The 13,601-nt window shown below is 58.8% G+C and carries 14 protein-coding genes; 8 read left to right on the forward strand and 6 right to left on the reverse strand.

Features of this window, described 5'->3' with window-relative positions; all coding sequences use genetic code 11:
- Positions 1 to 39 precede the first annotated feature (39 nt).
- Together lptG and lptF are read right to left on the reverse strand one after the other, a co-directional pair.
- The gene (lptG, locus tag ACL2XM_RS19805) at positions 40 to 1,110 is read right to left on the reverse strand and encodes an LPS export ABC transporter permease LptG (protein ID WP_410012529.1); all 1,071 of its coding nucleotides are present in this window, start codon (positions 1,108 to 1,110) and stop codon (positions 40 to 42) included.
- Positions 1,110 to 2,210: an LPS export ABC transporter permease LptF gene (gene lptF / locus ACL2XM_RS19810; RefSeq protein ID WP_410012530.1), complete on the reverse strand. Its 1,101-nt coding sequence runs from the start codon at positions 2,208 to 2,210 to the stop codon at positions 1,110 to 1,112. The genes lptG and lptF overlap by 1 nt, the downstream gene beginning before the upstream one ends.
- Positions 2,211 to 2,493: 283 nt before the next feature.
- Between lptF and pepA the strand changes: the two genes are divergently transcribed.
- The 4 genes from pepA (at position 2,494) to ACL2XM_RS19830 (ending at position 8,257) form a co-directional block, all read left to right on the forward strand.
- On the forward strand, positions 2,494 to 4,005 hold the full coding sequence (gene pepA, locus ACL2XM_RS19815) for a leucyl aminopeptidase (RefSeq protein WP_331122916.1): 1,512 nt from the start codon (positions 2,494 to 2,496) through the stop codon (positions 4,003 to 4,005).
- Positions 4,006 to 4,089: 84 nt separating this feature from the next.
- On the forward strand, positions 4,090 to 4,539 hold the full coding sequence (locus ACL2XM_RS19820; RefSeq protein ID WP_410012531.1) for a DNA polymerase III subunit chi: 450 nt from the start codon (positions 4,090 to 4,092) through the stop codon (positions 4,537 to 4,539).
- Between the two features lie 13 nt (positions 4,540 to 4,552).
- On the forward strand, positions 4,553 to 7,408 hold the full coding sequence (locus ACL2XM_RS19825) for a valine--tRNA ligase (RefSeq protein ID WP_410012532.1): 2,856 nt from the start codon (positions 4,553 to 4,555) through the stop codon (positions 7,406 to 7,408).
- A gap of 342 nt (positions 7,409 to 7,750) precedes the next feature.
- Positions 7,751 to 8,257 carry a GNAT family N-acetyltransferase gene (locus ACL2XM_RS19830; protein WP_410012533.1) on the forward strand — a complete coding sequence of 169 codons (507 nt, stop codon included), beginning with the start codon at positions 7,751 to 7,753 and terminating at the stop codon, positions 8,255 to 8,257.
- 14 nt (positions 8,258 to 8,271) lie between these two features.
- Here the strand turns inward: ACL2XM_RS19830 and rraB are convergent, their stop codons facing one another.
- Entirely contained in the window at positions 8,272 to 8,733 is a 462-nt protein-coding gene (gene rraB, locus ACL2XM_RS19835) for a ribonuclease E inhibitor RraB (protein WP_410012534.1), read from the reverse strand.
- A gap of 176 nt (positions 8,734 to 8,909) precedes the next feature.
- Between rraB and argF the strand changes: the two genes are divergently transcribed.
- Complete coding sequence (gene argF, locus ACL2XM_RS19840; protein WP_410012535.1) at positions 8,910 to 9,917, forward strand: ornithine carbamoyltransferase; 1,008 nt, start codon at positions 8,910 to 8,912, stop codon at positions 9,915 to 9,917.
- Between the two features lie 17 nt (positions 9,918 to 9,934).
- Here the strand turns inward: argF and ACL2XM_RS19845 are convergent, their stop codons facing one another.
- Positions 9,935 to 10,402, reverse strand: coding sequence for a YhcH/YjgK/YiaL family protein (locus ACL2XM_RS19845; RefSeq protein WP_410012536.1), 468 nt, complete (start codon positions 10,400 to 10,402; stop codon positions 9,935 to 9,937).
- A 384-nt stretch (positions 10,403 to 10,786) separates the two neighbouring features.
- Here ACL2XM_RS19845 and pyrB point away from each other — a divergent pair, with 384 nt between their 5' ends.
- The 3 genes from pyrB (at position 10,787) to ridA (ending at position 12,661) form a co-directional block, all read left to right on the forward strand.
- A complete protein-coding gene (gene pyrB / locus ACL2XM_RS19850; RefSeq protein ID WP_410012537.1) occupies positions 10,787 to 11,722 on the forward strand; it encodes an aspartate carbamoyltransferase in 936 nt (311 codons plus the stop codon).
- Positions 11,723 to 11,733: 11 nt separating this feature from the next.
- A complete protein-coding gene (gene pyrI, locus ACL2XM_RS19855; RefSeq protein ID WP_413721888.1) occupies positions 11,734 to 12,198 on the forward strand; it encodes an aspartate carbamoyltransferase regulatory subunit in 465 nt (154 codons plus the stop codon).
- 76 nt (positions 12,199 to 12,274) lie between these two features.
- Positions 12,275 to 12,661 carry a 2-iminobutanoate/2-iminopropanoate deaminase gene (ridA, locus tag ACL2XM_RS19860; protein ID WP_410012539.1) on the forward strand — a complete coding sequence of 129 codons (387 nt, stop codon included), beginning with the start codon at positions 12,275 to 12,277 and terminating at the stop codon, positions 12,659 to 12,661.
- 24 nt (positions 12,662 to 12,685) lie between these two features.
- Here ridA and vapC read toward each other — a convergent pair whose 3' ends face one another.
- Together vapC and vapB are read right to left on the reverse strand one after the other, a co-directional pair.
- Positions 12,686 to 13,087, reverse strand: coding sequence for a tRNA(fMet)-specific endonuclease VapC (gene vapC / locus ACL2XM_RS19865; RefSeq protein ID WP_410012540.1), 402 nt, complete (start codon positions 13,085 to 13,087; stop codon positions 12,686 to 12,688).
- The gene (gene vapB / locus ACL2XM_RS19870) at positions 13,087 to 13,320 is read right to left on the reverse strand and encodes a type II toxin-antitoxin system VapB family antitoxin (RefSeq protein WP_410012541.1); all 234 of its coding nucleotides are present in this window, start codon (positions 13,318 to 13,320) and stop codon (positions 13,087 to 13,089) included. Before vapB ends, vapC begins: the two co-directional genes overlap by 1 nt.
- Positions 13,321 to 13,601: the final 281 nt, after the last annotated feature.

Consider the following 13,601-nt stretch of genomic DNA (forward strand, 5'->3'; position numbering starts at 1 on the left):
GCGCTAACAGGTTTTGCCTGTTAGCGCGTCGGGATATCTTTACCGTTTCTTCAAGAGCAACGCCACGCTTATCACCAGGAAGGCCATGCTGGGGAGCAGCGCGCCGAACAGCGGCGGCATATTGTACACCAGGCTGAGCGGTCCGAAGATCTGATCCAACACGTAGAACAAGAAGCCGAAGCTGATACCGGTGATCATCCGCACGCCCATCGCCACGCTGCGCAGCGGGCCGAAAATAAACGACAGGGCCATCAGCATCATCACCGCCACCGAGAAGGGCGAGAAGATCTTGCTCCACATATTCAGCTGGTAGCGGCTGGCTTCCTGCCCGCTCTGCTTGAGATATTTGACATAGTCGTATAGCCCGGAAATAGACAGTGATTCCGGGTCGAGCGCCACCACGCCCAGCTTATCGGGGGTGAGGTTGGTTTTCCATTCCCCGCTGAGCGTTTGCCGGCCGGTGATCTGCTGGCTGTCGGTCAGGTCGGATTCATCCACCTGCGCCAGGCGCCAGGTGCCGTCGGTAAAGGTGGCGCTGGCGGCGTAGCGCAGCGTCTGCAGGCGGTTCTCGTGGTTGAAGTGATAGATATTCACCCCCGACAGCTGGTTGTCGCTGACCACCCGTTCGATGTAGATAAAATCGCTGCCGTCCTTGGCCCAGAGACCGTTTTGCACCGACAGCATGGAGCCGCCGTATAACGACTGCGAGCGGAAATTACGCGCCATCTGCTCGCCCTGGGGGGCGACCCATTCGCCGATGGCCATGGTCAGCAGCACCAGCGGGATGGCGGTTTTCATTACCGCCGCGGCGATTTGCATGCGGGTGAAACCGGAGGCTTGCATCACCACCAGCTCGCTGCGGCTGGCCAAAGTGCCGAGCCCCATCAGCGCGCCGAGCAGCGCCGCCATCGGGAAAAAGATTTCAATATCCTTCGGCACGCTCAGCAGGGTATAGAGCCCGGCGCCCGCCGCGGAGTAATCGCCCTGCCCCACCTTGCGCAGCTGATCGACGAATTTGATGATGCCCGACAACGACACCAGCATGAACAGGGTCATCATGATGGTGTTGAAGATGGTTTTACCGATATAGCGGTCCAGTACTCCAAACATCAGGCCGCTCCTCTGATATGTAAACGTTCGCGCGCCCGTCTGAACGGTACGCTGTCCCACAGGTTAAGCAGCAGGGCGATGCCCAGGTAGGCCAGGTTGACCAGCCACATCCATATCACCGGATCAAGCTTGCCCTTGGCGCCGTTGGAGCGCAGCGAGCTTTGCAGCAAAAAGAACACCAGGTACAGCAGCATTGCGGGCAGCATGCTTAATACCCTGCCCTGGCGCGGGTTGACCGCGCTGAGCGGCACCACCATGATAGCCATGATAAACACCGATATGATAAGGGTAAGGCGCCACTGCAGCTCCGCGCGCGCTTCCGGCTGGCTGGATTGCCACAGGGCCTGCAGGGTCATCTGCTCGGCGTCGTTGTTGTTCACCGATACCGCCTGGTGGCCGATGACCGCCTGGTACTGGGTAAAATCGGTAATGCGAAAATCACGCAGCAGCGCGGTGCCCTCGTAGCGGGTGCCTTTATTGAGGTTAACCACCTGCGAGCCGTCGGGACGCTGGGTCATATGGCCCTGGTCCGCCACCACCACCGAGGGGCGCGAGTTACCATGCGGGCGCAGCTGCGCGAGGAAGACGTTCTGGAATTCCTGCCCTTTGACGTTGCCGACAAAGAGGACGGAGTTGCCGTTTTGCGCCGCCTGGAACTGCCCGCCCACCATGGCCGCCATGCTGGGGTTGGCCTTGGCCTCCGCCAGCACCTCGTCCTGGTGCCGGGACGACCAGGGCGACAGCCAGATGACATTGGCGGCCGCGAATAACGCCGTCAGCACGCTTAACAGCAGCGCCGCCTTGATCAGTACGCTCTTGCCCAGCCCGCATGCGTGCATGACGGTTATTTCGCTTTCGGCATACAACCGGCTCAGGGTCATCAGTAACCCAAGGAACAGGCTAAGGGGAAGAATCAACTGCGCCATTTCCGGCACGCCTAAACCGAGCAGGGATAACACCAGGTTTGTCGGGATATCGCCGTCTACCGCCGCGCCCAGGACCCGCACCAGCTTCTGACAGAAAAAAATCAGCAGCAGGATAAACAGGATGGCCAGCTGGCTTTTAAAGGTTTCCCGAACCAGATATCTAATGATGATCACGCTTATTTCGCCTGTGAAAACTTGTCTTTTTGCAGGAAAATCGATAATTTCTTCGCTAATGCACTATTAATGCGTATCAATTAGTCACCTTTATCGCCAGATAGAGTATAACAACATTAAGCGTTCGGCTGTGCTATGAGAACGCACTGATTATTGCCGGAATAACGTCCTTTGCGTCGTTCAGATTAACACATAAGAGTTAATGCAAAGGCGGGGGATACGATAGGGAATGAAATATTTTATCCCGGTTGGCCGTCTTTGTCTTTAAGATTCAGGAGAGTGCATGGAGTTCAGTGTAAAAAGCGGTAGCCCGGAAAAACAACGCAGTGCCTGTATTGTCGTCGGCGTCTTCGAACCGCGCCGTCTGTCGCCGATTGCCGAACAGCTCGACAAAATCAGCGATGGTTATATCAGTGCCTTACTGCGCCGCGGCGAACTGGAAGGGAAGGTGGGCCAGACATTGCTGCTGCACCATGTTCCCAATGTGCTTTCCGAGCGTATCCTGCTTATCGGATGCGGCAAGGAACGCGAGCTGGATGAGCGCCAGTACAAGCAGGTGATCCAGAAAACCATTAATACGCTGAATGACACCGGATCAATGGAAGCCGTCTGCTTTTTGACCGAACTGCATGTCAAGGGGCGTAACACCTACTGGAAAGTGCGCCAGGCGGTGGAAACCTCCAAAGAGTCGCTTTATACCTTCGACCAGCTGAAAAGCAATAAGGCCGAACCGCGCCGGCCGCTGCGTAAGATGGTGTTTAACGTGCCCACCCGCCGCGAGCTTACCGGCGGCGAGCGCGCCATCCAGCATGGACTGGCCATCGCCTCCGGCATCAAGGCCGCGAAGGACCTGGGCAATATGCCGCCCAATATCTGCAATCCGGCCTACCTGGCATCCCAGGCGCGCCAGCTGGCGGATAAGTACGGCAAGACCACCACCACCCGCGTTATCGGCGAGCAGCAGATGAAAGAGCTGGGCATGAACGCCTATCTGGCGGTCGGCCAGGGCTCGCAAAACGAATCCCTGATGTCGGTTATCGAATATAAGGGCAATCCGGATCCGGAAGCGCGTCCGATCGTGCTGGTGGGCAAAGGCTTGACCTTTGATGCCGGCGGCATCTCCATCAAGCCCGCCGACAGCATGGACGAGATGAAATACGATATGTGCGGCGCCGCCACCGTGTACGGCGTGATGCGCATGGCGCTGGAGCTGAGCCTGCCGCTGAACCTGGTGGGCGTGCTGGCGGGATGCGAAAATATGGTCGACGGGCGATCCTTCCGTCCCGGCGATGTGTTGACCACCCTGTCCGGCCAGACGGTGGAAGTGCTGAACACCGACGCCGAGGGGCGGCTGGTGCTGTGCGACGCGCTGACCTATGTCGAGCGTTTCGACCCCGAACTGGTGATTGACGTCGCCACCCTGACCGGCGCCTGCGTTATCGCCCTGGGCCATCACTTGACCGGGCTGATGTCCAACCATAATCCGCTGGCCCACGAGCTTATCGCCGCCGCCGAGCAGTCGGGCGACCGCGCCTGGCGCCTGCCGCTGGGAGATGAGTTCCAGGAGCAGCTGGAGTCCAATTTCGCCGATATGGCCAATATCGGCGGGCGGCCGGGCGGCGCCATTACCGCCGGCTGCTTCCTGTCCCGTTTCGCCCGCAAATACAGCTGGGCGCATCTGGATATCGCAGGCACCGCCTGGCGTTCTGGCAAGGCCAAGGGCGCCACCGGGCGTCCGGTCTCCATGCTGGCGCAGTTTCTGCTCAATCGCTCCGGTCTCAACGGTGACGAGTAGGCCTAAAAAAGGTAAACTTGTCCGGGCGGCCCAGGCCGCCCGTTATTTTTCCGTTCTCCCCCTCAGGCTTGACTAAAACGGTACATGAAAAACGCAACCTTTTATCTTCTCGACCGGCAGGATCTCCAGGAAGGGCTTAGCCCCATGGAGCGGCTGGCCTGCGATCTGGCGGCGCTCCACTGGCGCGCCGGTAAAAGGGTGCTGATAGCCTGTGACGACGAGGAGCAGGCACTGAGGCTGGACGAAGCCCTATGGCAGCGGGACCCGGCCGCCTTTGTTCCCCATAACCTGGCGGGCGAGGGGCCGCGCTATGGCGCGCCGGTGGAGCTGTGCTGGCCCAAGCGCCGCGGCAATGCGCCGCGCGAGCTGCTGATAAGCCTGCTGCCGCAGTGCGCGGATTTTGCCTCCGCTTTCCATGAAGTGATAGACTTCGTCCCGGACGAAGACGCATTAAAACAGTTGGCGCGCGACCGGTATAAAGCCTATCGCAGCGTCGGCTTCCAATTGACCACGGCCACGCCGCCAACGCAGTGAAATACGACGCATAATGGAAAAGACATATAACCCGCACGATATCGAGCAGCCGCTGTACGAGCACTGGGAAAAACAGGGCTATTTCAAGCCGCATAACGATACCAGCAAAGAAAGCTTCTGCATCATGATCCCGCCGCCGAACGTGACCGGCAGCCTGCATATGGGTCATGCCTTTCAGCAGACCATTATGGACATTATCGTGCGTTACCAGCGCATGCAGGGTAAAAACACCCTGTGGCAGGTGGGGACCGATCACGCGGGCATCGCCACGCAGATGGTGGTGGAGCGTAAAATCGCCGCCGAAGAGGGCAAGACCCGCCACGATTACGGCCGCGACGCCTTTATCGAAAAAATCTGGCAGTGGAAGGCGGAATCCGGCGGCACCATTACCCGCCAGATGCGCCGCCTGGGCGCCTCGGTGGATTGGGAGCGCGAGCGCTTTACCATGGACGCCGGGCTGTCCGAGGCGGTGAAGGAAGTGTTCGTCCAGCTGTTCAAGCAGGATTTGATTTACCGCGGCAAACGCCTGGTGAACTGGGATCCCAAGCTGCGCACCGCCATTTCCGATCTGGAGGTGGAAAACCGCGAATCACAGGGATCCATGTGGCACCTGCGCTACCCGCTGGCCGACGGCGCCAGGACCGCGGACGGCCGGGACTACCTGGTGGTGGCCACCACCCGTCCGGAAACCATGCTGGGCGATACCGGCGTGGCGGTGAACCCCGCGGACCCGCGCTATAAAGACCTGATCGGCAAATTCGTCCTGTTGCCGCTGGTCGGCCGCCGCATCCCCATCCTCGGCGACGAGCATGCCGATATGACCAAGGGCACCGGCTGCGTGAAGATCACCCCGGCCCATGACTTTAACGACTATGAGGTCGGCAAGCGCCACGGCCTGCCGATGATCAATATCCTGACCCTGGACGGCGATATCCGCGAACAGGCGGAAGTGTTCGACACCCTGGGCGAGGCCAGCGACGCCTGGAGCGGCGAGATCCCGGCCGAATTCCGCTCCCTTGAGCGTTTTGCCGCCCGCAAGGCGGTGGTCGCCGCCTTCGACGCCCTGGGCCTGCTTGATGAAATCAAACCCCATGCCCTGACCGTGCCTTACGGCGATCGCGGCGGCGTGGTGATTGAACCCATGCTGACCGATCAGTGGTATGTGCGTACCGCGCCGCTGGCCAAGGTGGCCATCGAGGCGGTGGAAAACGACGCTATCCGGTTCGTGCCGAAGCAGTATGAAAATATGTATTTCAGCTGGATGCGCGATATTCAGGACTGGTGTATTTCCCGCCAGCTGTGGTGGGGACATCGCATCCCGGCCTGGTACGACGCCGCCGGCAAGGTCTATGTCGGACGCGACGAGGCCGAGGTGCGCCGCGAAAACGGCCTTGACGCCTCGGTGGCGCTGCGCCAGGACGAGGACGTGCTGGATACCTGGTTCTCCTCCGGCCTATGGACCTTCTCCACCCTGGGCTGGCCGGAGCCGACCGAGGCGCTGAAGACCTTCCACCCCACCAGCGTGCTGGTGAGCGGGTTTGATATTATCTTCTTCTGGATCGCCCGCATGATCATGCTGACCATGCATTTCGTCAAGGATGAACAGGGGCGTGCGCAGGTGCCGTTCAAGACCGTGTATATGACCGGCCTTATCCGCGACGACGAAGGCCAGAAGATGTCGAAATCCAAAGGCAACGTTATCGACCCGCTGGACATGGTGGACGGCATCTCGCTGCCGGCGCTTATCGAAAAGCGCACCGGCAATATGATGCAGCCGCAGCTGGCGGACAAAATCCGCAAGCGCACCGAAAAGCAGTTCCCCAACGGCATCGAGCCGCACGGCACAGACGCGCTGCGCTTTACCCTGGCGGCGCTGGCGTCCACCGGGCGCGATATCAACTGGGATATGAAGCGCCTGGAAGGCTATCGCAACTTTTGTAATAAGCTGTGGAACGCCAGCCGCTTTGTGCTGATGAACACCGAGGACCAGGATTGCGGCCAGCATGGCGGCGAGATGAGCCTGTCGCTGGCGGACCGCTGGATCCTGGCGGAATTCAACCGTACGGTAAAAGCCTATCGCGACGCGCTTGACGGCTACCGCTTCGATATGGCGGCCAATATCCTCTATGACTTTACCTGGAACCAGTTCTGCGACTGGTATCTTGAGCTGACCAAACCGGTCATGACCGGCGGCGCCGAGGCCGAATTGCGCGGCACCCGCCATACCCTGGTGGAGGTGCTGGAAGGCCTGCTGCGCCTGGCGCATCCCATAGTGCCGTTTATTACCGAAACCATCTGGCAGCGGGTGAAAGTGCTCAAGGGCATTACCGACGATACGCTGATGCTGCAAGCCTTCCCGCAGTTTGACGCCACGCTTGACGATACGCAGGCGCTGGCGGACGTGGAATGGATTAAACAGCTGGTTATCGCCGTGCGCACCATTCGCAGCGAGATGAATATCGCCCCCGGCAAACCGCTGGATGTCCTGGTGCGCGGCGCCACGGCGCTGACCCGCCGGCGGATTGCGGATAACAAGAGCTTTATCCAGACGCTGGCGCGGCTGCAGAGCCTGGATATCCTGGCGGACGGCGAGAAAGGCCCGGTCTCCATCGTCAAGCTGGTGGAGGAAGGCGAACTGCTGATCCCGATGGCGGGCATTATCGACAAAGCCCTGGAGCTGGACCGGCTGGCCAACGAAGTGCTGAAAATCGATACCGAGATCGGGCGCATCGAGAGCAAGCTGTCCAACGAAGGTTTTGTCGCCCGCGCGCCGGAAGCGGTGGTGGCGAAAGAGCGGGAAAAACTGGCGGGTTATGCCGACGCCAAGGCCAAGCTGCTGGAGCAGCAGGCGACCATCGCCAATTTATAGCTGACAACGAAAGCGTCACCCGCGGGCGTTTGCCGGTCAGGCCATGCCCGCGGGCATGAGGGCGAGCGTAAATCGTCCCTGGCGACATAGACGCGCGCTTATGGCTCACACGGAGGTGAGCCATAAGCGCGTGCCAACGTCCGCGCCGTCGTGCAAAGACGTGGGCGCTCGCTCGGTTCCCGGCCCGGCACACCCGCTTTCAGCGCGTGTGGAGGTTTGCCGGCAATCGACAAAAGTTTAACCGCCGTTTAATTTATTTGCATCCGCCGCCCGCGCGATGCTATTACTCATAACAATAAATCCAGAACGCTTAGTGTCTTTTTTCTTTTTTGGGTAATGACGATGTCCACAGCTACTTCAGTCAATATTCTGGTGCGCCCCATTACGCCGGAAGATAACCATGCCATTGCCGACGTCATTCGCCAGGTATCGGCCGAGTTCGGCCTGACGGCGGATAAAGGCTATACCGTCTCCGACCCGAACCTGGATAATCTGTACCAGCTCTACAGCCAGCCGCGCAGCGCGTACTGGGTGATTGAGTTTGAAGGCAGGATTGCCGGCGGCGGCGGCATTGCCCCGCTGGCCGGCGCGGATGTGGGGATATGTGAACTGCAGAAGATGTATTTTTTATCGGTCCTGCGCGGGCGCGGCCTGGCCCATGAGCTGGCGCTTAAGGCGCTGGACTTTGCCCGCGGGCAGGGGTTTACCCACTGTTACCTGGAAACCACCGCCACCCTGACCCGGGCCATAGCGCTGTATGAACGGCTGGGGTTTGGGCATATCGCCGGGCCGATGGGCCACACCGGACATGTGGATTGCGAAGTCACGATGCTTAAGCCTTTGATCTGACGGCGCGTATGGCCTTAGTGGCGGGTGCCGTTGTCGTCCTGATCCAGAAGGCCGCGCGCCGGCGGGGCCGAGCCGTCAATCCCCTCTTCGCCGTCCTCATCCGCTTCGTCGTCTTCGTCGTCTTCGCCGTCTTCAAAATACGTGCCCCAGCCGTCATAGTTGACGCCCAGGCGCTCGGCCAGGGTAAACAGCTGTTCGACCTGGGTGTCGATAAGTTCCGCGTTCAGCGCGATTTCGCTGACGGCGTCGCAGCACATCAGCACGGAGCCGTCTTCCACTTCCAGCTCTTCGGCATCGGTGACTTCATAACCCAGCTTGAAGGCTTCGACCGCGGCTTTTTCCAGCGTATCGAAATTCTCGGCGGACAGATGGTGTTCGATGGTGTAAAGCGCTTCCGGATCGCTGCCATCTTCCAGCAGCTCTTCGATTATCAAACGCGTTTCGTCACGCTGCTCTTCCAGAAATTGATGTGCCATGCCCTCAATCCTCAATGCGTCGGTCGGCCTGTTAGGAACCTATTTTCCCACAGCCGGGGGTAAGGCTCCAGCTTAAACATGAAAGAATTGATATCAACACTTGAAATTGAATATTCATACATATAAAGTGAATTTAAATTCAATTTACAATTGATTAAGACCGGAGAACGCCGCATATGAGCCAGTTCTATCACCGTCATTTCCTGAAGTTATTGGATTTCACGCCCGCCGAGATCCATGAATTACTGGCCCTGGCCGCCAGCCTGAAGCGGGAAAAACAGTCCGGGCGGGAAACGCCGCGCCTGGCGGGTAAAAATATCGCGCTCATCTTCGAAAAAGACTCGACCCGCACCCGCTGCTCTTTCGAAGTCGCCGCATTCGATCAGGGCGCGCGCGTCACCTATCTCGGCCCGAGCGGCAGCCAGATCGGACATAAGGAATCCATTAAGGATACCGCCCGGGTCCTGGGCCGGCTTTACGACGGCATTCAATACCGCGGCTATGGCCAGGAGATCGTCGAGACACTGGCGCGCCATGCCGGCGTGCCGGTGTGGAACGGGTTAACCACCGAGTTCCACCCTACCCAGTTACTGGCCGATCTGCTGACCATGCAGGAACACCTGCCGCAGAAAACCTTCGCGCAGATGGCGTTCGCCTACGTGGGGGACGCCCGCAACAATATGGGCAACAGCATGCTGGAAGCGGCGGCGCTGACCGGCCTGGATTTACGCCTGGTCGCCCCCAGCGCCTGTTGGCCGGATAAGCGGCTGGTGGCCCATTGCCGCGAACTGGCGCAACAGCGCGGCGGCAATATTACCCTGACCGAGGATATCGCGGCGGGCGTGCGCGAGGTGGATTTTATCTACACCGACGTTTGGGTTTCCATGGGCGAGGAGAAAGCCCTGTGGGGAGAGCGTATCGCCCTGCTGCGTCCCTACCAGGTCAATATGGCGATGCTCCGGCTGACCGGCAACCCAGAGGTGAAATTTCTGCACTGCCTGCCCGCGTTCCATGACGACCAGACCGGCGTAGGCAAACAAATGGCCGAACAATATGGCCTGGCCGGCGGCATGGAAGTGACCGACGAGGTGTTTGAATCGGCGCACAGCCTGGTATTCGATCAGGCGGAGAACCGGTTGCACACCATCAAAGCGGTGATGGTGGCAACGCTCGCGCGGGAATAAGCCGGCGTACTATCTGTTCAGCGAACCAGGGCGGTGTCGATTTTCACCACCGCTTTGCGCACATGGGCCGGCGCGCCGACCGCGCACAGCGGTTTATGCACTTCGCCGGGGTAATACACCACAAAGTCGCCCGCCTGCATCACAAACTGTTTTTCCTGCTCGCCCGCGGCCAGGAAGGCAATATCCTTATCCGCCAGCCAGTCGGTATCGGTCTTGCCCGCCGGCAGGTTGCTGAAGGTCATGCCTTCCACGCCGTCCAGCACGATCTGGATATCGAGATATTTAGCGTGGAACTCGGCGCGGCGCTTTTCCAGCAGATCGGTGCTGTCGTTGGAGATCAGCACAAATACCCGGTCGCCGTCGATATCATGCTTACCCAGCGGCGTCTCGCTGGTAATGTGTTGTTTGACATAGTCGATGGCGTCACGCAGCTTGGCGGGCAGATAAGGCACGAGATCGAGATGATGGATATTACCGGTGATCATAATTTTTCCTTAAAATGAAATATCGTTTCATTATAAATCAGATTGCGCGCGAAAAAAGAGAGTTATTTAACACTTATTTTGATTAGCAAGCCAATCGTTTGCTTATTCATAAATATCGGCGTCTTGGCCCTTGAAGTGTGCCGGCACGCGCGTATAATTCCGGGCAATTTGCCGGGAGGATCAATGAACAGCTGCGTGATTTTTGCTGCCTATGACTGCCGCCGCCTGCCCGCAGGCGGCCAGCTGCCGTTGCTGCTCCCGTTGCCCGTTTTTATCTATCCGTATCAGGCCCCTCGTTGAGGGGCTTTTTTTTGCGCGCTATCCCGGACCGCGATCTACACTTGCGCAAGGCCGGCGTCAACGACACCCGTAAGGAGGACATACATGGCTAACCCCCTTTATCAAAAACACATCATTTCCATTAATGACCTGAACCGCGAGGAGCTGGAGCTGGTACTGCGCACCGCAGCCGGCCTGAAAGCCCGTCCGCAACCGGAGCTGTTGAAACATAAAGTGGTGGCCAGCTGTTTTTTTGAAGCCTCCACCCGTACCAGGCTGTCGTTTGAAACCGCCATCCACCGCCTGGGCGCCTCGGTGGTCGGGTTCTCCGACGCCGGCAATACCTCCCTGGGCAAAAAGGGCGAAACCCTGGCGGACACTATTTCGGTTATCAGCACCTACGTCGACGCCATCGTCATGCGCCATCCGCAGGAAGGGGCCGCCCGGCTCGCCACCGAATTTTCCGGCGGCGTGCCCATCCTCAACGCCGGCGACGGCGCCAACCAGCACCCGACCCAGACCCTGCTTGACCTGTTTACCATTCAGGAAACCCAGGGACGGCTGAATAACCTTAACGTGGCCCTGGTGGGCGACCTGAAGTACGGCCGCACCGTCCACTCCCTGGCCCAGGCGCTGGCCAAGTTCGACGGCAATCACTTTTTCCTGATCGCGCCGGAAGCGCTGGCGATGCCCGCCTATATCCTGAATATGCTGGCGGATAAAGGCATCGGGTACAGCGTGCATGCCACCATCGAGGAAGTGATGCCGCAGTTGGATATCCTGTATATGACCCGGGTGCAGAAAGAACGGCTGGATCCGTCGGAATACGCCAACGTCAAGGCCCAGTTTGTGCTGCGCGCCGTGGATCTGCTGAAGGCGCGCGCGAATCTCAAGGTGCTGCATCCGCTGCCCAGGGTGGATGAAATTGCCCACGAGGTGGACGCCACGCCCTACGCGTATTATTTCCAGCAGGCCGGCAACGGCATTTTCGCGCGCCAGGCGTTATTGTCCCTGGTGTTAAACGATCAACTGGCAGGCTAAGGGGAAAGAGAATGACTCAGGATAATAAACTGCAGGTCGAGGCAATCAAGCGCGGCACGGTGATCGACCATATCCCGGCGCAGGTGGGTTTTAAGCTGCTGACCCTGTTTAAGCTGACCGCCACCGATCAGCGCATCACCATCGGGTTGAACCTGCCGTCGAACCAGTTGGGGAAAAAAGATCTGATCAAGATCGAGAACGTGTTCCTTACCGAACAGCAGGCGAACCAGCTGGCGATGTACGCCCCCCACGCCACCGTGAATCGTATCGATAACTATGAAGTGGTGCGCAAGCTGACCCTGACGCTGCCGGATCGCATCGACGGCGTGCTGACCTGCCCCAACAGCAACTGCATCAGCCGCAGCGAGCCGGTGGCCTCGGGTTTTACGGTCAAAAGCCGCGACAACCAGGTGCACCTGAAATGCAAATATTGTGAAAAAGAGTTCGAGCATCAGGCGGTTATCCAGAACGCCTGAGCTGGGCACGCGCCGGTTTAGTCTTTATAATGGCCGGCAATGCTTTTTGATTCGCCTATCAACCCCAGGAGCCAGCATGTCCCGTATTATCAGTACTGAAAACGCACCGGCCGCCATCGGACCCTACGTTCAGGCGGTCGATCTCGGCACTATGCTTTTCACCTCAGGCCAGATCCCCATTAACCCGCAAACCGGGCTGGTGGCCGATGATATCGCGGCGCAGGCCCGTCAATCGCTGGACAACGTGCGGGCGATTGTGGAAGCCGCCGGCCTGAAGGTGGCGGATATTATTAAAACCACGGTGTTCGTCAAGGATTTAAACGACTTCGGCACCGTCAACGCCGCTTACGAAGCTTTTTTCACCGAACATAACGCGCCCTTCCCGGCCCGTTCATGCGTGGAAGTGGCGCGCCTGCCGAAAGACGTGCAGATTGAAATCGAGGCCATCGCCGTACGGCGCTAGGCCATGACAGGCGCGCGCGGCGCCTTAGTTAATCCAGTTTTCAATCAGCAAACCCTCGACCCGGCTGAATTCCGCCGGGTTGTTGGTGACGACGACCAAACCCTCGCTGCGGGCATGGGCCGCGATATGCACCTCGTTTACCCCTATCGGCAGGCCCGTCTGTTCCAGATGGGCCAGGATATCGCCATAATGCCGCGCCGCTTTCGCGCCATACCCCAGGACTTCCATGCGCGAAACAAAACTCTCCACCGCCCGGTAATTGCGCGCCGCATCCGCGCTTTTTTCCGCGGCGTGCATCAGCTCGGCCAGCGTAATGGACGATAACACCATGCGCCCCGCATTGGCGTTAAACAGGTCGAGCATCTCAAGCGGACGCCGTTTTATCACGTAGATGACAAAATTCGTCTCGAGCATATATTTATACATTAAAAGGACTCACGCTCAGGTTGCGGTTGAGAGGGTCTTTCCTCCGGAAAATCTTCCGAGACCGCCGGGTCGGTCAAAAAAAAGCTATCCCAGCGGTGCTGCGCGGGAGAGATAATCCGCTCATTCCCCACCGCGCGGACATTCACCACCTTCACATCATCGGCAAAGCGTAACTCAGCCGGGATGCGCACGGCCTGCGAGCGATTATTGATAAAGATTGTACTCGTGGACATCCAACCTCTCCTTTAGCCTGTTTATTCATCAAATTATACGTCATTACGGTATATAGCAAGTGTATATGGCAGGCAAGCGTCCGCGTGCAACAGGTTAATTTTACGCACCATTTTGGGTAGTAAAAGGCGGCGGCGGCGTTGCGCGCACTAAAATAATGCAGGCGGACGCCCCGCGGCATGGTTTTCTCCGGTGGCCGCGGTTCCCGGGCTGGCGCGTTTTATGCATGGGTTGTCAATGGAGCTGCTAACGGGGTTTTATCAGCGTTGATGGGCCAGCAAAG

It is taken from the genome of Sodalis sp. RH20 (genome assembly GCF_047324205.1).
Taxonomy (GTDB): domain Bacteria; phylum Pseudomonadota; class Gammaproteobacteria; order Enterobacterales; family Enterobacteriaceae; genus Acerihabitans.